13 protein-coding genes are annotated in these 22,330 nt (G+C 70.6%); 4 read left to right on the forward strand and 9 right to left on the reverse strand.

All coding sequences use genetic code 11. The annotated features are described in order from the left end of the window. Positions 1-24: 24 nt before the first annotated feature. Entirely contained in the window at positions 25-1,281 is a 1,257-nt protein-coding gene (locus KV205_RS24990) for an FAD-dependent monooxygenase (protein WP_265866837.1), read from the reverse strand. A 147-nt stretch (positions 1,282-1,428) separates the two neighbouring features. Here KV205_RS24990 and KV205_RS24995 point away from each other — a divergent pair, with 147 nt between their 5' ends. From KV205_RS24995 to KV205_RS25005, 3 genes are all read left to right on the forward strand, one after another. After that, complete coding sequence (locus tag KV205_RS24995) at positions 1,429-2,058, forward strand: TetR/AcrR family transcriptional regulator (protein WP_265866838.1); 630 nt, start codon at positions 1,429-1,431, stop codon at positions 2,056-2,058. Positions 2,059-2,091: 33 nt separating this feature from the next. Further along, a complete protein-coding gene (locus KV205_RS25000) occupies positions 2,092-2,631 on the forward strand; it encodes a DinB family protein (protein WP_265866839.1) in 540 nt (179 codons plus the stop codon). Between the two features lie 135 nt (positions 2,632-2,766). Beyond that, positions 2,767-3,252, forward strand: coding sequence for a hypothetical protein (locus KV205_RS25005; protein ID WP_265866840.1), 486 nt, complete (start codon positions 2,767-2,769; stop codon positions 3,250-3,252). A 13-nt stretch (positions 3,253-3,265) separates the two neighbouring features. Here the strand turns inward: KV205_RS25005 and KV205_RS25010 are convergent, their stop codons facing one another. The 8 genes from KV205_RS25010 to KV205_RS36340 all read right to left on the reverse strand — a co-directional run bounded on the left by KV205_RS25010 (position 3,266) and on the right by KV205_RS36340 (position 14,572). Then, positions 3,266-3,751 carry a hypothetical protein gene (locus KV205_RS25010; RefSeq protein WP_265866841.1) on the reverse strand — a complete coding sequence of 162 codons (486 nt, stop codon included), beginning with the start codon at positions 3,749-3,751 and terminating at the stop codon, positions 3,266-3,268. Between the two features lie 106 nt (positions 3,752-3,857). Further along, positions 3,858-4,544 carry a uracil-DNA glycosylase gene (gene ung, locus KV205_RS25015; RefSeq protein ID WP_265866842.1) on the reverse strand — a complete coding sequence of 229 codons (687 nt, stop codon included), beginning with the start codon at positions 4,542-4,544 and terminating at the stop codon, positions 3,858-3,860. 105 nt (positions 4,545-4,649) lie between these two features. Continuing rightward, positions 4,650-6,230, reverse strand: coding sequence for an ABC transporter substrate-binding protein (locus KV205_RS25020; protein ID WP_265866843.1), 1,581 nt, complete (start codon positions 6,228-6,230; stop codon positions 4,650-4,652). A 148-nt stretch (positions 6,231-6,378) separates the two neighbouring features. Then, complete coding sequence (locus KV205_RS25025) at positions 6,379-7,146, reverse strand: SDR family oxidoreductase (protein WP_265866844.1); 768 nt, start codon at positions 7,144-7,146, stop codon at positions 6,379-6,381. Between the two features lie 37 nt (positions 7,147-7,183). Beyond that, positions 7,184-7,945, reverse strand: a complete 762-nt coding sequence (fabG, locus tag KV205_RS25030; RefSeq protein ID WP_265866845.1) for a 3-oxoacyl-ACP reductase FabG — start codon at positions 7,943-7,945, stop codon at positions 7,184-7,186. 220 nt (positions 7,946-8,165) lie between these two features. Beyond that, the gene (locus KV205_RS25035; RefSeq protein ID WP_265866846.1) at positions 8,166-8,549 is read right to left on the reverse strand and encodes a DUF3037 domain-containing protein; all 384 of its coding nucleotides are present in this window, start codon (positions 8,547-8,549) and stop codon (positions 8,166-8,168) included. Further along, positions 8,546-9,385: a HipA family kinase gene (locus KV205_RS25040; protein WP_374214723.1), complete on the reverse strand. Its 840-nt coding sequence runs from the start codon at positions 9,383-9,385 to the stop codon at positions 8,546-8,548. The genes KV205_RS25035 and KV205_RS25040 overlap by 4 nt, the downstream gene beginning before the upstream one ends. Positions 9,386-9,625: 240 nt before the next feature. Beyond that, positions 9,626-14,572, reverse strand: a complete 4,947-nt coding sequence (locus tag KV205_RS36340; protein WP_265866847.1) for an FG-GAP-like repeat-containing protein — start codon at positions 14,570-14,572, stop codon at positions 9,626-9,628. Between the two features lie 493 nt (positions 14,573-15,065). Between KV205_RS36340 and KV205_RS25050 the strand changes: the two genes are divergently transcribed. Continuing rightward, positions 15,066-22,157 (forward strand): polymorphic toxin-type HINT domain-containing protein, encoded by a 7,092-nt coding sequence (locus tag KV205_RS25050; protein ID WP_265866848.1) that lies wholly within the window; start codon positions 15,066-15,068, stop codon positions 22,155-22,157. The last annotated feature ends 173 nt before the right edge of the window (positions 22,158-22,330 follow it).

Here is a 22,330-nt window from a genome sequence, read left to right on the forward strand (position 1 = left end):
CGGGCCTGCGCGGCGCGGGTCAGCTTACGCGGGGCGGCTGTGGGTCGGGCTCGCGGCGGGATCGCCCGTGGGGCCGGCGGCCGGACTCCCTTCCGGGCGCCCGGTGTTCGGGCGTGCGTCGGTGGGCGGGCGCCAGTCGGCGATGCCGTCGAAGCCGCGCAGGACGAGGCCGGGGCCGAAGCGGGAGACGGCGGTCACGGCCGCGTCCCGCAGGGCGACGGCGGGCCGGGCGGAGAGCAGCGCGAGCCGTCCGGTGCGGGCGGCCTTGCGGACGAGCGCGGTGGTACGGGGCAGCCGGTCGGCCGTGTACGCGGCGAGGGCGGCCGGCACCGGCCGCCCGGCGCCGATGTGGTGGGCGAGGACGATCGCGTCCTCGATCGCCTGGTTGCCGCCCTGGCCGAGGGTGGGCTGCATGGCGTGGGCGGCGTCGCCGAGGAGCGCGGTGCGCCCGTGGTGGAAGGCGGGCAGCGGGTCGATGAGGTGGTGCACGTCGTGGCGCAGGACGGCGCTCTCCTCGGTGGCGGCGAGGATCGCGGGCACGGGGTGGTGCCAGCTGCCGAACAGGCGCTCAAGGGCGGCCTTCTCGCCGTCCGGCGCGTGCGCTCCCTCGGGCGCGGCGGCCATGGCGTAGGCGTAGACGCGGCCGTCCTTGAGCGGCTGGCTGCCCCAGAGGCGGCCGGGTCCCCAGGTCTCGTGCGGGGCGAAGGGGCGTTCGGGGGCGGGGATGACGGTGCGCCAGGTGGTGTAGCCGGAGTAGCGGGGGCCGGGGTGGGCGGGGAAGAGGGCGGCGCGGGTGGCGGAGCGGATGCCGTCGGCGGCGACGACGAGTTCGGCGTCGATCTCGCCGTCGGGGGTGGTGACGCGGGCCGGCTGGGAGGCGTCGCCGGGGTGGGCGAGGGCGGCGGGGGTGGCGGTGCGGACGGTGCCGTCGGGCAGGGCGGCGGTGAGCAGTCCGACCAGGGTGGCGCGGTGCAGCAGGACGAGCGGGTCGCCGAACCGGGCGGCGGCGGCCCGGGCGTCGGTGCGGGCGAGCCAGCGTCCGTCGGGGCGGCGCATGCCGCCGTCGCCCTGCCAGGCGGCGAGTGCGCGGACGGGTGTGCCGAGGCCGATGACGTCGAGGGCGCGCAGGGCGTTGGGGGCGAGACCGATGCCGGCGCCGACGGGCGCGAGGTCGGCGGCGCGTTCGAGGACGGTGACGTCCCAGCCGTGGGCGCGGAGGGCGACGGCGGCGGTGAGACCGCCGATGCCGGCTCCGACGACGACGGCGCGGTGCTGTTCCATGACTCCCCCTCGAAGGGACGGCAGATGAGGACGGCGGACGGCAGAGCACAAGCCCGCACTACAGCTGTAGTGCGCTCGCACCCTCACCGTACTACAGCTGTAGTCGCGTGGGCAGTGGGGGCGGCACGGGTCGCATAGGTTGTCCCCATGACCGCAGCACCCGCCCCGGCCCCGGCCCCCGGCGCCCCGCCCACCCGCGCCCAGCGGATCGGCGACGCCGCGCTCGATCTGCTCGTGGAGCGCGGGATGCGCGGGCTCACCCATCGCGCCGTCGACGAACGGGCCGGCCTCCCCCAGGGCTCCACCTCCAACCACGCCCGCACCCGCCAGGCGCTCCTGGAGACCGCGGTGCGCCGCCAGGTGGAGCGGGAGTCGGGCGTCCTCGCCCCGCACGAGCTGCCCGCGCCGGGCGCCGCGCCCGAGGCCCTGGTCGACGCGCTCGCGCTGGCGCTGCACCGCTATCTGACGGACCACCGGTCGCTGCTCGTCTCCCGCTACGAACTGGCCCTGGAGGCGACCCGGCGGCCCGAACTGCGCTCCTTCTTCGACTCCGCCGGCGCCGTCTTCCACGGCCCGGTGACCGCGATGATGCGCGCGGCCGGCTCGGCCGAGCCCGAGCGGCACGCGCTCTCCCTGATCGCCTGGTGCGAGGGGCTGATGTTCTCCTGCGCGGCCGGCTCCTTCCACGCCGCCGTGCCCAGCCGCGCGGAACTGCGCACCGGCTTCGACGAACTGCTGCGGGGCATGCTGGGTGCCGGGCGGGGCGGGCAGTCCTAAAGCGCTGGCACCCGGGCCCGGCCGTCCGCGACGATGCCCTTCATGACGACCGATCACACGGCAGCACCCGAGCGCGTCTACCCGGACACCACCACGGGTGAGCGCCAGGCCCTGGAGCAGTGGCTCGAGTTCCACCGCGCGACCCTCGCGGCGAAGTGCGCGGGCCTCACCGACGAGCAGCTCCGCACCGTGTCCGTGCCGCCCTCCGAGCTCAATCTGCTCGGCCTGGTCCGGCACATGGCCGACGTCGAGCGCGGCTGGTTCCGCAAGGTCCTCGGCGGCGAGACGGCCCCGTGGCTCTACGCCACCGACGAGGACTTCGACCGGGGCATCCACACGACGGACGGCGACGGCTACGCGGAGGCGTTCGCCACCTGGCAGGCAGAGATCGCCCATGCCCGGAAGCTGGCCGAGGGGCGCGCGCTGGACGACCTCTGCGCGGGCACCCACCACCGCACCGGCGAGCTCATCAACCTGCGCTGGATCTACCTCCACATGATCGAGGAGTACGCCCGCCACAACGGCCACGCGGACCTCATCCGCGAGCGCATCGACGGCGCCACCGGCGCCTGACCGCAACCGGTCGCGCCCGGCCCCGCGCGCCACCGGCGCCGTCCCGGTCAGCCCGGGCCGGGGTGATCACTCATGCGGGGCATTCCCCGCGAGTAGGGGTACGCGAAAGCCGTCCCGACCTGCAGAGTTGCGCGGGTGCATGGAACCCGAACCACAGTGACGCTGCTCGCCGGCGTGGCCATGGCCGCCGCCCTGACGGGCTGTGTCGCCGTCGACCCGCCGCCCACGGCCCCCGCGCCCGCCGCCTCCGCCGGCAGCGCCGCCTCCCCCGACGGCCAGGACGTGGCCCCGCAGATCGTGCAGGGGCCCGCCCGCGAGGCCCTGGAGGCGGCTCTGCCCGATCCCCCGGAGCCGCAGACGGCGGTGGAGCGGCGGCGCACCGACGACAGTCCGCCGGCCCCCGCCCGGCCGCGCCGCACCGAACACCCGCGCCCCTCCGCCGTACCGCAGCAGCAGCGGCACCGGACGCCCGAGCTCCATCTGCCGAAGGGGCCCAAGGGTCCGAAGGTGCCGGAGGTCCCGCGCGACCGGGCCGGTGTGTGCACCCTCGGGCAGTCGTACGGCGGGTGGAGCCCGGACAGTCCGCAGGCGCGGATCTGCAAGGGCGTGTACGGGCGCTGAGCCCGCTATCCCGCTAGGCCGGGCCCGGGAAACCGCCCCGCAGCCGCCGTTCGAGGCGGTCGATCGCGGCCCGCACCCCGTTGCCGTAGCCGTCGTCGTCCAGCGACTCGGCGGCGGCGCGGGCCCGGTCCAGATGGATCCGGGCGGCGTCGGGGCGGGCCAGCTTCACATAGTCGGCGGCCAGGTTGAGATGGAGCGAGGGGGCCAGGGCGCGCAGCGCGACCGACGCGTCGTGGCGGGCGAGCCGGTCCTCGTCGAGGCTCTCGGCGGCGGTCAGGGCGCGCAGGTCCCAGGCCAGCTCGACGTCCGGGTCGTCCTGCGCGTCGGCCATGTAGTGGGCGAGGGTGCAGCGGTGCAGCGGGTCCCCTTCGGGGCCGAGCTGGTCCCAGATCGCGCCGAAGCGGTTGCGGGCCTCCTCCCGGTCGCCGCCGTGGAGCAGCATGACCGCCTGCCCGATCCTGGTCATGACGGCGTCGTCCGCCACCTGCTGCCCGGTCATCACGGCCTCCCCGTGTTCGGTCCCGCTCCGAGCCTGCCGGATCCGGCGCCCGAGGTGTGCCTTCGGCGCGCCGGATCCGAGCCGGCTCCGATCCGGCCCCGAGGGGTCAGCCGGCCAGGTTCGGGATGCGCCAGTCGATCGGCGCGTGGCCCTGCGCGGCGACGGCCGCGTCGATCTGGGTGAAGGGCTGCGAGCCGAAGAACTTCTTCGCCGACAGCGGCGAGGGGTGGGCGCCCTTCACGACCGCGTGCCGCTCCTCGTCGATGAGCGGCAGCTTCTTCTGCGCGTAGTTCCCCCACAGCACGAAGACGGCCGGGTCGGGGCGGTCGGCGACGGCGCGGATGACGGCGTCGGTGAACTTCTCCCAGCCCTTGCCCTTGTGCGAGTTGGCCTCGCCGGCGCGGACCGTGAGCACCGCGTTGAGCAGCAGGACGCCCTGCCGGGCCCACGGCATCAGATAGCCGTTGTCGGGGATGGGGTGGCCGAGCTCGGCCTGCATCTCCTTGTAGATGTTGCGCAGCGAGGGCGGGGTCTTGACGCCCGGCCGGACGGAGAAGCACAGGCCGTGGCCCTGGCCCTCGCCGTGATACGGGTCCTGGCCCAGGATCAGGACCTTGACCTGGTCGAACGGCGTGGCGTCGAGGGCGGCGAAGACCTGCTCGCGCGGCGGGTAGACCGGCCCCTTGGCCCGCTCCTCCTCGACGAACTCGGTCAGCTCCTTGAAGTAGGGCTGGGCCAGCTCTTCGCCGAGGACGCCGCGCCAGGACTCGGGCAGCAGGTCGGTGTCGGTCACGTCGGGAACCTCCGGTGGGCGTTCGTCTGATCTCCACGAGAACCTACCGGGCCCCACTGACAACACCGTCCGCCGCCCGGGTCCCGGGCGACTTCCGGCCACCGTCTACCAGCTGGTACGGCGGCTGAGCTCCCACATCTGCATGACGGTCTGCGGGTCGAGGGCCCGCTCACCGCCCGCGATGTCCTCGCTCGCGGCGATGTAGAGCTTGCCCTGCCACAGCGGCAGCAGGCGCACGTCCTGCACCATGATCTCCTGGGCCTCGGTGAACTCGTCCGTGACGGCGCCGCGGTCGCTCTCGCGCCGGGACTTGGGGAGGAGCTCGTCGGTGATCCGCGGGCTGACGTACGGCGTGCCGAGGACGTTCTTCTTGCCCACGAAGGGGGCGATGAAGTTGTCGGCGTCCGGGAAGTCGGGGAACCAGCCACGGCCGAAGACCGGGTACTGGCCCTTCTGGTAGGCGGCCTGGAACTCCTTCCACGGCTTGCCGTGGAGGGTGATCTCGAACAGCCCGGAGGCCTCCAGCTGGCGCTTGAGCTCGATGAACTCGGGCCCGGTGGCGGAGCCGTAGCGGTCGGTGGCGTACCAGAAGTCCAGCTTCACGGTGTCGGTGATGCCGGCCTGGCGCAGGATGCTCTTGGCCTTGGCCGCGTCGGGCGAGCCGAAGCGGTCGAAGAACTTGGTGGTGTGGCCGGCGATGCCCTTGGGGACCATCGAGTACAGCGGCTCGGCGGTGCCCTGGTAGACCCTGTTGACCAGTTCGTCGCGGTCGACCAGCTGGGCGATGGCCCGGCGGACGGCCGGCTTGGCGACCGAGGGGTCCTTGGCGTTGAAGACCAGGTAGCGGATGTCGGCGCCGGTGGACTCGACGAGCTGGAGGTTCTGGTTCTCCGGCTTGTCGGCCTGGAGGTCGACCACCTCCTCGGCGGTCAGACCGCGGTAGGTGGCGTCGATCTCCTTCTTCTTGAGGGCGGCGACCATCGGCTCGGACTCCTTGAAGTACCGGATGGTCACGCCGCCGTTCTTGCGGTCGGCGAAGCCCTTGTAGCTGGGGTTGCGGGTGAGCTCGGCCTTGTCGCCCTCGGTGTAGGAGTCGAGGGTGTACGGGCCGGAGCCGACCAGCTTGCCGTCCTCGCGGAGCTTGTCCGCGGGGTACTCGGCCGGGTCGACGATCGACATGGCCGGGGTGGCGAGGATGAAGGGGAAGGTCGCGTCGGGCTTGTTGAGCCGGAAGACGATGGTCTGGGGGTCGGTGACGTCCATCTTGTCGAGCGAGCCGAGCATGCCGTTCGGTCCGCCCTCGACGTTGATCGTGCGGATCCGCTCGATCGAGTACTTCACCGTCTCGGCGTCCAGCTTGTGCCCGTTCGAGAAGGTGAGGCCGTCATGGATCCGGCACTCGTAGACCCGGCTCGACGAGCCCTGCTTGAAGGCGCAGTCGGCGGCGTCCGGCTGCGGAGTCGTACTCCCGGTGGGAAATGCCACGAGCGTCTGGAAGACATTCCGGAAAAGCTCCCAGGAATTGTCCCAGGCGGCCGCCGGATCGAGGGTGCTGGGAGAACTCGTCGTCCCCACGACGATTCTCTGGTCCGCTGCGGATTCACTGTCCGAAAACACACCGCATCCGGACAGGAGGGATATGGACGCAAGGGCTGCAGCGGCCTGCAGACTGGTCCGGTTGAACACGTGCACGCTCCTCGTTCAGCCTGGGGTCGGCCGACCATACCGCAGCGCCCCGCCAGGTCAATGTTCGACCCTGGCGGGGCACTTGTGGCATTCGATGGATAACCGGGGCCAAACCGGTCAAGAATTCAGCAGAGTGTCCGGATACCGGTCACTCGACACCGGCGTTCAGGAAAAGACCGCCGTCGACGACGAGCGTCTGACCAGTGATCCAGTCCGACTGCGACGAGGTGAGGAAGGCGGCGGCGCCGCCGATGTCCTCGGGCTGGCCGAGCCGGCCGAGCGCGTAACGGGCGGCCGCCTCGGCCTCCCGGCCCTCGTACAGGGCCGCCGCGAACTTCGTCTTCACGACGGCGGGCGCGATCGCGTTGACGCGCACCAGCGGGGCGAATTCGTGCGCCAGCTGGAGGGTGAGATTGATCATCGCGGCCTTGCTGATTCCGTACGCGCCGATGAACGGCGAGGCGGAGACGCCGGCGATCGAGGCGATGTTCACGATCGCCCCGCCGTGCTCCTTCTGCCAGGCGCGATAGGTCTGCTGGGCGAAGCCGAGCGCCGAGACCACATTCGTCTCGAAGACCTTGCGGGCGACGTTCAGGTCGAGATCGGCGATGGCGCCGAAGACCGGATTGGTGCCCGCGTTGTTGATCAGGAAGTCGACCCGGCCGAAGGCCTCCATGGTCGCCTCGACCGCGGCGGCCTGGTGGGCCTCGTCGTGGGCCTTGCCGGGGACGGCGATGACCCGGTCGGCGCCGAGCCGTTCCACGGCCTCCTTCAGGGCCTCCTCGCCGCGGCCGGTGATGCAGACCCGGTCGCCGCGGGCGACCAGGGCCTCGGCGACGCCGTAGCCGATGCCCCGGCTCGCGCCGGTGACGAGCGCGACCTTGCCCGACGGCTCGGGCAGTTCCTTGCTGCTCATGGGGATGCTCCTCCCGCCTCTTCTCTCGCCCCGCCGGTCAGTTGAGCGGGCCGCCGGCCACGTACATGACCTGGCCGGAGACGAAGCCGGCGTCGTCGCCCGCGAAGAACGCGATGGCGTTGGCGACGTCCTCGGGGCGGCCGACCCGCTGCACCGGGATCATGGAGGCGGCGGCGGCCTGGAAGTCCTCGAAGCCCATGCCGACGCGCTCGGCGGTCTGCGCGGTCATCTCGGTGACGATGAAGCCGGGGGCGACGGCGTTGGCGGTGATGCCGAACTTGCCGAGCTCCTTGGCCAGGGTCTTCGTCAGGCCCTGCAGACCGGCCTTGACGGCGGAGTAGTTGGCCTGGCCGCGGTTGCCCAGGGCCGAGGACGAGGAGAGCGAGACGATCCGGCCGAAGCCCGCGTCCACCATGTGCTTCTGGCAGGCCTTGGCCATCAGGAACGCGCCCTTGAGGTGCACGTTCATCACGATGTCCCAGTCCGACTCGGACATCTTGAAGAGCAGGTTGTCGCGGAGCACGCCGGCGTTGTTGACGAGGATGGTGGGCGCGCCGAGCTCGGCGGCGACCCGCGCGACGGCCGCCTCCACCTGGGCGGCGTCGGAGACATCGCAGCCGACGGCGAGCGCGGTGCCGCCCGCGGCCGTGATCTTCTCGACGGTGTCCTTGCAGGCCGCCTCGTCGAGGTCGAGTACGGCGACGGCGCGGCCCTCGGCCGCCAGCCGGATCGCGGTGGCGGCGCCGATGCCCCGCGCCGCACCGGTGACGACGGCTACCCGCTGCTCGGTGGTGGACATGCTTGTTCTCCTCGCCCTTGGCTCGTCCCTTGGATGCGGTGCCTACCCGGCGGCCCGCCCGCTCTCACCCGGTGACCCTCGTGCCGGGAGGTGAGCGACCGCTTAGTATTGCCCGCAGACGAGACGCTAGAAGCCCTGGCACCCGGTGTCAACGCCCCACCGGGTGCACCGGATCACGCGGCGCGCGCCTTGACCCGGCCGGGGCGGGCCGGGGCCGGGCTCAGCGGACGAGCAGGTCGAGCAGCCGCTCCACCTCGGCCTCGGGGTCGGCGGTCAGGCCGGTGTGCACGGGTCCGGGCTGGACCACCGTGGAGCGGGGGGCGATCAGCCAGCGGAAGCGCCGGCCCGCGTCGTCCCGGGACGCCTGCCCCGCGGCCTCGCCGCCGGTGCAGACGCCCTCGACGGCGTGCAGCGCTGCCCGTACGCCCGTCACGTCGGCGCCCGGGTCGAGCGCGGCCAGCTTGGCCTCGTCCAGATGGGTGCGGGCGGCCACGTACGACCGGGCGCGGCAGTAGACGACCACACCCGCGTTGAAGCACTCGCCGCGCTCCACGCGCGGCACCACGCGCAGCAGCGCGTACTCGAAGACGTCGCGGTCGGTCACGTGGTGCTGTCCTTCTCGGTGGGGCGCGGGGCGAGACGGTCGGCGAGCCAGCCCGGGGGCTGCTGCGGGCGGCGCTCGGTGCGCGGCCCGAGGGTGATCCGCTCGTGGATGGTCGCGGCGCGCGGCAGCAGCGCCTCCACGTACGCGGCGCGCAGCTCGTCGGTGCTGTCGAAGCCGGGCTCGTCGACCAGCCACTCGTCGGGCACGTCCGCCGCGACCTCGGTCAGCAGCTCGCGGGTGACCAGCGGGGCCAGCTCGGCGGCCGCGGCGGCGACGTCGGGCGCGAAGGGCGCGAGGGCGTGGTCGGAGGCGTCGTACGGCTTCGCGGCGGAGGCCTGGGCGCCGGGCCAGTTGTGGTGCCAGATCATGGTGGCGCCGTGGTCGATCAGCCACAGGTCGCCGTGCCAGACCAGCATGTTCGGGTTGCGCCAGGACCGGTCGACGTTGTTGATCACGGCGTCGAACCAGACGACCTTCCCGGCCTCCTTCGGGTCGACCTCGTACGCGAGCGGGTCGAAGCCGAGCGAGCCGGGCAGGAAGTCCATCCCGAGGTTCAGCCCGCCGCTCGCCTTGAGCAGCTCCTGCACCTCCTGATCGGGCTCGGAGAGACCGATCACCGGATCGAGCTGAATGGTCACCAGCTCCGGCACCCGCAGCCCCAGCCGCCGGGCCAACTGCCCGCAGATCACCTCCGCGACCAGGGTCTTGCGCCCCTGCCCGGCGCCGGTGAACTTCATGACGTACGTGCCGAGATCGTCGGCCTCGACGATCCCGGGGAGCGAGCCGCCCTCACGCAAAGGCGTGACATAGCGGGTCGCTACGACCTCTTCCAACACTTTCCCAGGCCACCCATCTCTTCAGCCTTACGAGCCATGGACGAATGAAGAGAGCATAGTAACCGAGGGTGATCACCGGCGAGGGGTGCCGGGATCGGTGGCGCGGGGCCGATGGTGCGGGTCTGCGGGTGAACGCCGAAGTACCTCGCCATCGTCCGGCCCTACGGGAAAACGGCGTCGCCCTCCGGGACCGCTGGGGTCCCGGAGGGCGATGACCTGCTCAGAGGGGGCAGTCCGGGATCACCAGGTGCCCGGCTCCGACTGCCAGCTCTTCAGCGGGTTGTCGAAACCGCCGTCGGTGCGGGCCTTGAAGGTGTGGGCCGCGGTGGTGCCGGCATCGTCGTTGTACATGATCGCGATGTCCTCGCGGCCGTCGTGGTCGGTGTCGCCGGAGACCGGGAACGACGCGTTCTGGACGTGCCAGGTGCCGGAGGGCGCCTGCCAGCTGCGGAAGTCCTCGTTGATCGTGCCGTCCGTCTTGCCGGTCAGGGTGAACAGCGAGGAGTTGCCGTAGCCGTAGTCGTACATGATGCCGAGGTCGGCGCGGCCGTCACCGTTGTAGTCGCCCGCGGTGACCTTGCTGCGCCACCACTCCCACTGGCCGGGCGTACGGGTCCAGGACTTCACTCCCGGCCAGACGCCGCCGTCGGGCTTGCCCAGGAAGGTGAACGCGGAGACCGCGCCGTCGCCGTAGCCGTACACGCCGACGACGTCGTCCTTGCCGTCGCCGTTGAAGTCACCGGCCACGTACTTGGCGCTGCTCTGGTTCCAGGTCCCCGCGCCGGACCACCAGCTCACGAAGATGTTCTTGAACGAACCGTCCGCGTTCGACAGGAACGTGTACGCACCGGTGGTGCTGTTGTCGTGGTCGTACATCATGAGGACGTCGTCCCGGCCGTCGCCGTTGAAGTCGCCGGCGACGATCTTGCCCTTGGCGGTGTCCCAGTTGCCAGGACCGGTGTAGGCGCTGCGGGGCAGCGAGGTGAAGGTGCCGTCGGTCTGGCCCAGGAAGGTGAACATGCCGCTGGAGCCGTCGCCGTAGCCGTACAGGGCGGCCAGGTCGTCCCGGCCGTCGCCGTTGAAGTCACCCGACACCCACTGGGACTGCGAGACCCGCCAGGTCCAGGCGGGGTTGGTGTGGGCGATCTTCGGGGCGGCGAAGCCGCCGTCCGTCTTGGCCAGGTGCGTGAACACCTGCATGGCGTCGGCGCCGTAGTCGTAGACGGTGGCCATGTCGGAGCGGCCGTCGCCGTTGAAGTCGCCCGCCAGCTCCTTGCGGAGGCTGTCGGTGCGGTCGCCCCAGTGGTGCTCGTCCGTGGCGCCGGTGTAGCGGTTGTGGCGGATGTAGCCGTTCTCGAAGTCGGTCCGGGGACCGCCCGCCACGTCGTACTCCTCCGACTGCGGGTAGCCGAGCCAGCTCTTGCCGGCGCCCAGCGCGAGCCACTTGTTGCGGATGCTGCCCCACACGCCCCAGGCCTGGCCCGTCCTGGTGGTCCAGTAGATGGAGCGGGAGTCGGAGGTCTCGCCGCGGCGGCGGAAGTGGTTGTAGCGGCCGACGCCGTCGTCGACGTTGGTCTCGTCGGTGGTCGGGTAGCCGAAGCCGGCCGGGCCGCCGAGCGCCAGGTACTTCTTGTAGATGGTGCCGTGGATGGAGCGCCCGCCGAAGTCGTACGTCCAGTAGATGGCGCCGTCACCGCCGGAACCGCGGAAGGTGGTGACCCAGGCGTCGCTCTCGAACGTGGTCGACTCGTCGGAGGTCGGGTAGCCGAGGAAGCTCTTCTCGGCGCCCAGCGAGACCCAGTAGCTGCGGATGGCGTTGAAGACCATCCAGGCACCGGTCGTCGGGTGCCAGTAGATCGAGGAGTTCTCCCCGCCGGCACCGTTCTGGCGGAAGTGCGCGTACCGGCCTTCGCCGTCCTGCGGGACCAGGACGTCCGTGGTCGGGTGGCCGAAGCCGCTCGGGCCGCCCTTGGCCAGGTACTTCGCCAGGATCGGGCCGCACAGGGTGTGCGTGCCGGTGTCGGCCGAGGTGAAGCTCTGGCACTCGGACCAGGGGGTGCCGCCGAGCACGAGACGGCGACCGGCGCCGAAGACCGAACCGCCGCTCGCGGCGCGGCCCGGGTACTCGGTGATCTCGCCGCTGGCGTCGCGCGACCAGAGGTCGACATAGCCGTCGGCCTCGAAGTCGCCGTCGCTGGTCAGGTTCGGCTGGGCGGTGCCGGTGAACCCGGTCGCGATGGAGGTGGAGCGGACCGTGGCGTCGCCGTAGACCGCGAGGTCGGCGACGGTGGTCGCCGACGTGTCGGTGGTGACCTTGCTGGTGTACTGGTGGATCTTTCCGCTGACCTTGTCGCGGGCCCAGACCTCGGGCAGCTTGTCGCCGTTGAGGTCACCGGGGGCGATGAGGGTCATGTCCTGCCAGTCGGCGTTGCCGAGCAGGACCGGGGGGCGGACACCGGTGGGGCCCAGGTCCAGGTAACCGATCGTGTTCCCGAAGTACAGGTAGAGCTCGCCGCCCGTCTTGACCAGCAGGTCGGGCTGGTCGGCGTCGTCGACGTTCTGGTCACCGTTGTCGTCGTTGACGCTGCCGATCACGAGGATCTGGTCGGCCTGCGCCCAGTGGTCGTTGTCGGGCGACAGGGTGGCCACCGGGGTGCGGTTGGCGTCGATCGGCTGGAGGTCGCCGCCGCCGTTGCCCGGGTAGACGTACAGGTCCTTGCGACTGCCGTCGGGCGACGGGCGCAGGGCGACGAGGTCCTCGTAGTAGTCCTCGTTCCAGCTGCCGCGGTGGGACAGCGACACGACGTCGGCGAAGGAGCCGCGGTCGAGCTTCCTGGACAGGTCGAAGGTGCCGTCGCCCTTGCCGGGGTGCATCCACAGCTGGCCGGAGCCCGGGTCGACGCTCCAGATGTCGACGGTCCCGTCGCCGTTGAGGTCGCCGGGCTTGTCACGGGTCGCCTTGCGCTTGGCGTAGAAGAGATACGCCTTGAGGTCGGACCGGTTGCTCGCCCCGTCGAGGCTGCGGACGAACAGCGTCTGCGGACCGGTCGTGGAGGGGGTGTACTCCACGGTCGCGTTGCCGCCGATCGAGGAGGCCGGGACCTCACGCACCTTCGGGTCGGACTCGGTCCACCACTGGTACTTCTCGACGTCGGTCTCGCCGTTGGCGCCGAAGGTGAAGATGCCCTTCGTACGCGCCTCGGCGGTCCTGTCCGGATCGTTCTCGGGGAACTCCACCGAGCTGACCACCGGCGGATGGCTGGGCCGCGTCGCGTCGATGCTGAACACGCACTGGCCCGCCCAGGGGCCGGCCGCGTAGTCGTCCAGGCCGCGGACGTCCCATCGGTAGGTGCCGGTGGGGAGCTCGGATGCGGGGATGCGCACCTGGGCGACGTTGCCGTTCGTGACCCACACCTGGGGCCGCTTGATGGTGCCCCAGTAGTCCTTGTCGTTCCAGTAGTTGAACTCGGCCCGGAGCGCGTTGTCCTCGGCGTCCGAGACACGGGCGCGGAGCACGACCTCGTCCGTGGTGCCGATCATGCCGCCGCCACAGGACACCGAGGGGTCGGAGCCGCGCTCCCAGATGGAGTTCGGCACGGTGTTGTACTGGGTGGATATGCGGGCGCTGTCCGGGTTCATCTTGCGCCAGGACACGTCGACGGTGTCGGTGGCCGACTTCAGGCCCATGGTCCAGGCCGGCCAGTGCCAGCGCGCCGCGTCCGCGACCGCCGAGGTGACGTTGAGCTCGATGGTGTCGCCGTCGCCGGGGCAGTTGCGGCCGCCGAAGGACTGGCCGGAGGAGTCGACCAGGCGCTGCCAGTTGGGCTGGTTGTTCCAGGTGACCCAGGAGCCGATGGTGCCGGTGTCCCAGATCTGGAGGTCACCGGACTGGCAGCTCCAGGACCCGGCGTACTTCTGCTGGATGCGGAAGGTGGAGGACAGGATCTGCTTGTCCCACAGGCTGCCCATGCCGACCTGGAAGAAGGTCTTGGCGCAGACGACCGCGTAGTTGTTGGCGGAGTCCTTGGCGCAGCCGACGCGGGCTTCCTTGCTGAGGGTGCCGCCGTTCCAGTAGTTGGTGTTCGCCGAGTTCGGGAAGGCGTTGTGCTTGTAGGCCAGCGTCCACGCCGACTTCCAGTCGTCGCGCCAGATCGGGTCGATGACGACGGGGTACTTCGTACCCGGAGCGGTCAGCAGCTTGTGGTCGGGCGTGAGGGTGAGGGTGGAGCCCTTCAGCGCGACGCCGAGGTCCGCCTGGCGGGTGCCCATGGAGATGCCGTCGACGGCCTCCACCGGGTCGGCGACCGCGGCGGCGCGCTTGGCGGCTGCCGTCCTGGGCGTCGTGGCCTGCACGGCCGGCTGGTCGGCGCCGGAGTCCCACATCTGCGGCTTGCCGGAGCTGAACAGCGCCTTGCCCGCGGGGTCGAGGGCCCGCAGCTCGCCGTTGGCCTCCTTGCGGAGGGTCAGTCCCTTGCCCTTGAGGCCGAAGTCGAGGGAGGCGAGGGCCGGGTTGTCGGCGGCCGCGCGGTTCTTGACGATCAGCTGGTGCGAGAAGCCGGTGACGTCGGCGGTGACCCGCAGGTCGACGCCGCGCAGCACCTCGGGGTACGTGGCGCTGTCGCCCTCGATCTTCGGGGCGGGCAGCGGCTTCGGCCAGCTCAGGGAGATGTCCCGGCCGTCCTTGCGCATGGTGACGAGCGGGGTGCTTCCGCCGCCGGAGAAGGTGAGCCCGACACGGGTGGCGCGGGGGGCGATCCGTCCGTCGCTCTGCCGGCTCAGACCGGTGTCCGCGTCCACGAGCTTCCCGCCGCGCAGGACGCGGATCGGAGCCAGGGCGTGGTTCTGGGTGAACGTGCCGTCCGGGTTGGCCCAGACGTCGTCGGTCTCGGTGCGCTTGGAGGGCAGCTCGACCGGCTTGCCGGTGCGCTTGGCCTCCTTGGTCGCCTTGGCGTGGACGGCGGCGTCGGCCGCGGTCTTGGCGGCGTCGGCCTTGGACGCGCCGGCGTCCGCGGCGGCGCGGCCCGTGGTGGTGCCGCCCGGGCCCGTCGGGGTGGTGGCGGCGGTTGCCTCGGCGACGGGCAGCGTGCCGAGCAGCAGGGCGGCGAGCACCGTGCCGGCGGCGGCGCGGAGCGTGCCGCGGCGGCGTGGCGGATCGTCGACGCGGACACGCGTCGGGTTGGGTCTCACGGAGTGGGTCCTCGGGGTTCGGCTCGGCCGCCGCGCCGGAGCGGGTGGCCGAGATCGTCGGTTCCGGCCGCTCGCCGATGACCGCTTCCCGGCCACCTCGACGATCGGCCGTTGGCGTTCGATTATTTGTAGCAGCAGCGGCGGCTCTCGTGTGACGGGTTCCCGCCCTCGGGCCTGTCGCACCACGCCCGGGTCGCAACCAGGTTGACGGAGGCTCACATCCGTTCCCCCGAATGCGGTTTTCTCCAGGACGACCAGCGCCTTGATCCCTGACACTCCCTCAAGAGGCCGTCCTCGCGCCGCCTCGACGCCCCGACGGATCCACTGTTAGGTTCAGCGCCGTCACCTGAAGCGTGATCATGACATGTTTCACGCTTCTCTCATCTTGATCTCACGGAGTGTTCGAATCTTGAGAAGATCCAAGGCGCACGCCTGGCGTGCGCCTCTCAGGCGTGCCTGGCGGTGGCCGATACCGCTGCTGGCACTGAGTCTGATGACCGCCGGTCTCACCACCGTGGACGCGACGGCGGCCCCCTCCGACCTGCGTCTCCTGGAGACGCAGAAGCTCACCAAGGTCGGCGGCGCGCCCGTCACCGGCAAGCCGGCTCCCGGCCCCGCCGAGTCCCAGAAGAAGAGCTGGAAGAAGGCTCCGGCCATCGCCTGGCCGAAGGCCGGCTCCGCCGAAATCACCCTTCCCGCCCCCGAGTCCGCGCCCTCCGGGCAGCGGAATCCGGCCACCCGGGGCGCCCTCGGCAGCGCGGCCGCCAAGTCGGCCAAGACCGGCAAGGCCGGCAAGGCCGTCCGCGCCGGCACCCTGCCGGTGAACGTCGCCGCGCTCCCGCCCCGTACCGCGGGCGGACCCGCCGCACGCGCCGTCAAGCAGCCGGCCGCCGGTGCGAACACCGCCCCGATCAAGGTGAAGGTCGGCCTGCTCGACCGGGCCGCGGCCCGCCGCGCCGGACTCGCCAACAGCCTGCTCCTGTCGGTCCAGCGCACCGACGCGGGCAGCGCCTCGGCTCCCGTCTCGGTCGAGCTCGACTACAACGCCTTCAAGAACGCCTACGGCGGCGGCTGGGGCTCCCGGCTGCGCTTCACCGCGCTCCCGGCCTGTGCCCTGACCACGCCGAAGAAGCCGGGCTGCCGGAGCGGCACCCCGGTCACCACGGTCAACGACCCGAAGACCGGCAAGCTCGTCGCCACCTTCGACGCCCCGGCCCAGCCGGTGACGACGGCGACGGGCGCCCTGCGCTCGATGGCCACCGCCGGCACGCAGTCCGTGACGCTGGCCGCCACCGCGGGCGCCGACGGCTCCAACGGCACGTACAAGGCCACCTCGCTGAACCCTTCCGGCTCCTGGCAGGCCGGCGGTTCCGCGGGTGACTTCTCCTGGTCGTACCCGCTGGACATCCCCGCCTCGCTCGGCGGCCCCAGCCCGTCGCTGACGCTCGGCTACTCCAGCTCGACGATCGACGGCCGGACCTCGGCCTCCGCGCAGCAGACCTCCTGGGTCGGCGACGGCTGGGACCTGGCCTCGAACTACATCGAGCGGTCCTACGTCCCGTGCAGCCAGGACAAGCGCCCGAACTCCGGGTACAACAACCCGAAGGACGACACCGGCGACCTCTGCCACGGCGCCCCGATGGTCACCCTGTCGCTCAACGGCGGCTCCACCCAGCTCGTCCTGGACGACGCCACCAAGAAGTGGCGCCCGGCCAAGGACGACGGCTCCCGGGTCGAGCTGCTCCAGGGCGCCCAGAACGGGGACAAGGAGGGCGACCACTGGCGGTTCACCAACCCGCAGGGCATCCAGTTCTACTTCGGCCTGAACAAGGTCCCCGGCTGGACCACGGGCAGGTCCGTCACCAACTCCGCCTGGACGGTGCCGGTCTACGGCAACCACCCCGGTGAGCCCTGCTACACGGCCGCCTTCGCCGACTCCGTGTGCGACCAGGTGTACCGCTGGAACCTCGACTACGTCGTGGACCCGCGCGGCAACGCCATGACGTACTGGTACGAGAAGGAGACCAACTACTACGGCTCCAACTACCAGATCGCCGGCGGCTCGACGGCCCGGCCGTACGACCGCTCCGGCTGGCTGGACCACATCTCGTACGGCCTGCGCAGCGACGACCTGTTCGCCGAGCCCCCGGCCCAGGTGGACTTCGAGGTCGCCGAGCGCTGCCTGACGACGACCGAGTTCGACTGCGACCCGGCGAAGCTGAAGCCGGAGGCCGACTGGACCATCGCCAAGCAGTGGCCGGACACCCCCGGCGACCAGCTGTGCGCCAAGGACGAGGAGTGCAAGGGCCGGTTCACCCCGACCTTCTTCACCCGCAAGCGCCTGACCGAGGTCACCACCACGGTCTGGAACGGCACCGGGCGCAAGCCCGTCGACACCTGGAAGCTCACCCAGGACTTCCCGATGACCGGTGACGGCACGGACTACCCGCTGTGGCTGTCCGAGATCCGGCACACCGGCCGCAACGGCGGCGACCTGCCGCTGCCGCCCGTGAAGTTCCGCGGCAAGCAGCTCGACAACCGGGTCGACGGCGCCTCGGACGGCAAGCCGCCGTACAAGCGCTACCGCGTCGAGGCGATCGACACGGAGACCGGTTCCACGATCCTGGCGCACTACGCCGACACCCAGTGCTCCGCCACCGCGCTGCCCTCGTCCCCCGAGACGAACACGATGCGGTGCTACCCGGTGATCTCCGAGATCCCGGACCCGAACGACCCGACGCGCGAGCGCAAGCTCTACGTCACCGACTGGTTCCACAAGCACGTCGTCGACTGGGTCCAGGAGGAGGACCGCAACGGCAACTCGCCGACGCGCCGCACCGAGTACCAGTTCATCGGCGACCCGGCATGGGCCTTCGACGACGAGACCGAGATGATGCGGCCCAAGACCCGCACCTGGTCGCAGTGGCGGGGTTACGAGCGGGTCCGCACCTACATCGGCGTGGCCCCCGACCGGCGCTCGCAGACGGAGACGCTCTTCTTCCGCGGCCTCGACGGCGACCGTGCGACGCCCTCCGGCGGCACCAAGTCGGTCAAGGTGAAGGACTCCGAGGGCAACGAGATCCCGGACCACCGCCTCTTCGCCGGCCAGACCCGCGAGGTCCTGGCCTACGACGGCGAGGGCGGCCCGCTGGAGGCGGCCACCACCTACACCCCGTGGCTGCACGGCCCCACGGCGACCCGCCTGCGCAAGGGCGCGGTGCCGGAGGAGGACATCGAGCCGCAGGAGTCGTACGTCCAGCAGACCTCGGACGTCGCCTCCCGCATCCTCCTCTCCGACGGCCGCGGCTGGCGCCGCACCGCGATGCACACGGACTACGACGACCGGGGCTTCGCCCAGTCGGTCTCGAACCGCGGCGACATCGCCGACCCGTCGGACGACAGCTGCACCCGCTACGAGTACGACGAGGACCCGGCGCGCTGGATCATCGCGCGGCAGAAGCGGGTGGAGTCGGTCGCGAAGGCGTGCGACGCGACGAACGTCGCGCGCCCCGAGGACGTGACGTCGGACGTGCGGATGCACTACGACGCGGCGGGCAACGTGCAGTCGACGGAGTCGCTTTCGGGCTACTCGGGCGGCACGCCGCAGTACACCACGGACGGCAGCGCCGAGTACGACGCGTACGGCCGACCGACGGCGACGACGGACGTGTTCGGCAAGGTCACCCGTACCGCCTACACCCCGGCCTCTGGCCAGATTGTCAACAAGGTCGCCACCACCAACCCGCTGGGCCACACCAAGACCACGGAGACGGACCAGGCCCGCGGCTCGGTCCTGACCGAGACGGACGCCAACGGCCGCAAGCAGGTCATGCGCTACGACGCCCTCGGCCGGCTCCTCAAGGTCTGGTCCCCGGACCGCGACCCGCTGAGCAAGTCGCCGGACGGCGAGTTCTCGTACGACATCCGCACCGACGGCCCGGTGGTCATCACCAACAAGGCCCTCCTGGACGACGGCACCTACCGCACCAGCTACGACATCTACGACGCGAGCCTGCGCATCCGTCAGACGCAGATGGAGGCGCTGGGCGGTGGCCGGGTCATCTCGGACACCTTCTACAACAGCCTCGGTCAGGTCTGGAAGTCCAACGGCGCCTACTACACCGAGGGCACTGCCTCCGGCGTCCAGTGGGACCCGAAGGACAACGAGGTCCCGTCCTCGACGATGACCACGTACGACGGCTCCGGCCGTGCGACCGCCCAGATCTCCCGCAAGTTCGGCGTGGAGACCTCCCGGACCACGACGACGTACGGCGGCGACAACATCACCGTCGACCCGCCGAAGGGCGAGACCCCGACCCGGGCCTTCCTGGACGGCGCGGGCCGCAAGACGGAGCTGCGCTTCTTCAAGGCGGACTCGCCGACGGGGGCGTACGACACGACGCGGTACACGTACAACCGGCGCGGGATGCTGGAGTCGGTCGTCAACCAGGCGGGTGACCGCTGGGGGTTCGAGTACGACATCCGTGGCCGGCAGGTCAAGCAGACGGACCCGGACAAGGGTACGTCGACGATGACGTACGGCCCGGGCGACCGGCTTCAGTCCGTGACCGACGCGCGCGGCAAGACCCTCGCCCCCGAGTACGACGTGGTGGGCCGGGTCGTCGCCACGCACGAGGGCTCGGTGACGGGCCCGGTGCTGGCTTCGACGACGTACGACACCCTTCCCGGGGCGAAGGGCCTGCCTGTCGCCTCCACTCGGTATGTGGACGGCAACGCCTACAAGCAGGAGGTCACCGGTTACGACACCGAGTACCGCCCGACCGGGTCGAAGATCACGATCCCGGCCTCGGAGGGCGCTCTGGCCGGCACGTACAGCTTCTCCACCGGCTACCGCCCCAATACCGGTCTGACCGCGTGGACGATGCAGCCGGCGGCCGGCGGCCTGCCCAGCGAGATCACCACGCAGACGTACAACCACTTCGAGCTGCCCACCATCATGGGCGTCGGAGGGAAGACGTTCGTCGGCAAGGTCGACTACTCGCCCATGGGCGACGTGCTGCGCACGGAGTCGGGACCGGCCGGATCCCAGGTCTACTCGACGCACTATTACGACGAGCAGACCCGCAACCTCCTGCGTACGGTCAACGACCGTGAGGTGTCGCCGAGCCGGATCAACGACACGACGTTCGAGCGTGACGACGTCGGCAACATCCTGAAGATCACGGACAAGGAGGGGTCGGAGGCCACGGCCGACGTCCAGTGCTTCACGTACGACTACCTGCGCCGGATGAACGAGGCATGGACCGCCACGGACGACTGCGCTGCCAAGCCCGGATCTGCCGGTCCCGGGTCCACCCCTTCGGTGGGCGGCCCGAACCCGTACTGGACCTCATACAGCTTCGACGCGGCCGGCAACCGCACGAAGGAGATCCAGCACTCCCCGACCGGTGACCTCACCCAGGACGTCACCCGTCTCTACACGTACGGCACCGCGGGCCAGCCCCGCTCCAACCAGCTGACGAAGGTCGACACCTCCGGGCCGGGCGGCTCGCGCACCGAGTCGTACACCTACGACGAGGCGGGCAACACCCGCACCCGGACCATCCAGGGCAACACTCAGACGCTGGACTGGGACATCTCGGGCCAGCTCGCGAAGATCACCAAGGGCACCGAGTCGACGGAGTACGTCTACGATGCCGGCGGCAACCGTCTGATCAAGCGCGACAAGACCGGCACCACGCTGTATCTGCCGAGCACCGAGGTCAAGCTGACGGCAGCGGGCAAGCTGGAGGGCACGCGGTACTACAGCCACCCGGCCGGCCCGGCGATGGTCAAAACGGCGAAGGACGGCGTGATCACCACGTCGTACCTGATGGGCGACCAGAACGGCACGGCCACCACAGCCGTGGACGCGTCGACCTCGGCCATCACCCGCCGCAAGTTCACTCCCTTCGGCGAAGCGCGGGGGACCGTCCCGTCCTTGTGGCCGGGCAAGAAGGGCTTCGTCGGCGGAGAGGTCGACGAGACCACCGGTCTGGTCCATCTCGGAGCGCGCGAGTACGACCCTGCACTCGGCCGGTTCCTCTCCGTCGACCCCGTGGTCGACTACAACGAACCCAAGCAGATGAACCCGTACGCCTACGCGAACAACTCGCCGGTGACGTACGCGGACCCGAGCGGTCTGTCGATCGCACCGCCCGTGATGCCCGTCATGGACTTCACGGCCGCGGAGGAAGCCTGGGCCCGCATGGTCCAGGGCAAGAGCGCGTTGGACGTCGCCCTCGAAGTCGCCCTGGGCATCCTCAAGGACGTCTCGGGCTACAACGACATCAAGTCCTGCCTCAGTGGCGACGGCTGGGCCTGCGCAAGCCTCGCCCTTGACGCCGCCCTGCCCTTCGCGGGCCGCGCCAAGCGCATCCTGAAGGCCCTCGACCGGGCCTGGGAGGCATTCAACAGCTGGGCCTCGAAGATCGCTATGGCGCGCGACATCATGCGCAAGGTCGAGCGGTACCAGCAGGCCATGGCCAAGTACGCCGAGGACCTGGCCGAGTGGAAACGCCAGGTGGAAGAAGCGGCCGAACGCGCGAGAAAACTGGAGGAAGAGGCCGCGGCGGCCCGCAGAGCCGCCCAGGAGGCCGCTGCCGCAGCCGCAAAGAAGGCCGACGAGGCCGCGGCAACGGCGGCGAAGCAGGGCAAGTCCTCGGCGCAGAAGGCGAAGAAGGCTGACGGCGACGGCAAGGCGTCGAAGTCCTCTGAGCCGAAGAAGGCGGACGAGCCGAAGAAGTCGGGTGGCAAGGAAACCGACACCGGCGGACAGGAGAAGGGCACCTGCAACAGCTTCGTGCCCGGCACGAAGGTCCTGATGGCGGACGGCTCCTCGAAGGCCATCGAGGACGTCGAAATCGGGGACCAGGTCGTCGCGACGGACGAGCAGTCCGGCAGCACGCAGGCCCGACCGGTCGTGGCCCAGATCATCGGCGAGGGTCGAAAAAACCTCGTCGAGATCACGATCGACACCGACGGCGCCAAGGGCGACGCGTCCGAGAAGATCACCGCCACCGACGGTCATCCCATCTGGGTCCCGTCCCTGCACTCCTGGTTGAAGGCCACCGACCTCACCGCGGGTGATGTGCTCCGCACTTCCTCGGGCACCTGGGTCCAGGTCACGGAGGTCAAGCGGTGGACCCAGCACAAGAAGGTCCGCAACCTCACGGTTGCCGGCGAGCACACGTACTACGTGCTGGCGGGTTCCGCACCGATCCTCGTCCACAACTGTGGCGACGAAGACGATTTCCAGATCGAGGACCACGTCGAGCCCCGCCATGTCGCGGGAGGAGCCGAGAACGTCGAAGGCAAGTCGACCTTCGCCCCGGAGCTCAGCGACCGTGACTCTCTTCTGAACCTGGCATCTCAATCCAAGCGTTTCATCGGACGAGTTCAGGAAGCCACTGGAAACGTTCGATGGGTAATCGACACCGGCAAGCACATGGGGACTGACGAAAAGGGCCTCCCAACGACGATTCTGACGATCGTCCGAAGGCCTAACGAAGGATGGGACGCGGGTAATCTCGTGACCATGCACCCAGGTCTGCCACGCGATCTGACAAAACCGTTCGCCCACTGATCGACGGCCGGCTCCAGGCGATGCGAATCGCCTGGGGCCGGTCAGGGTGAATCCGAACCATCGGAAGCGAGTAGGAATGATTTCCATTCAGGCCCGAAAGGCGCGGGGCGAGGTACTCCGGAAGATCATTGCGGATCCCGATTTCAATCCGGTACTCTTCGGGATCGATGCCG

Origin of the sequence: Streptomyces sp. SKN60, from assembly GCF_026236535.1 — a bacterium.
Classification (GTDB): Bacteria; Actinomycetota; Actinomycetes; order Streptomycetales; family Streptomycetaceae; genus Streptomyces.

Bases quoted from the DNA above. Each gene is read 5' to 3' on its own strand.
- KV205_RS25050 (WP_265866848.1), top strand. From the start codon at position 15,066: ATGACCGCCGGTCTCACCACCGTGGACGCGACGGCGGCCCCCTCCGAC.
- KV205_RS25000 (WP_265866839.1), top strand. From the start codon at position 2,092: ATGCCCTTCATGACGACCGATCACACGGCAGCACCCGAGCGCGTCTAC.
- KV205_RS24995 (WP_265866838.1), top strand. From the start codon at position 1,429: ATGACCGCAGCACCCGCCCCGGCCCCGGCCCCCGGCGCCCCGCCCACC.
- KV205_RS24990 (WP_265866837.1), bottom strand. From the start codon at position 1,281: ATGGAACAGCACCGCGCCGTCGTCGTCGGAGCCGGCATCGGCGGTCTC.
- fabG (WP_265866845.1), bottom strand. From the start codon at position 7,945: ATGTCCACCACCGAGCAGCGGGTAGCCGTCGTCACCGGTGCGGCGCGG.
- KV205_RS25025 (WP_265866844.1), bottom strand. From the start codon at position 7,146: ATGAGCAGCAAGGAACTGCCCGAGCCGTCGGGCAAGGTCGCGCTCGTC.
- KV205_RS25010 (WP_265866841.1), bottom strand. From the start codon at position 3,751: ATGACCGGGCAGCAGGTGGCGGACGACGCCGTCATGACCAGGATCGGG.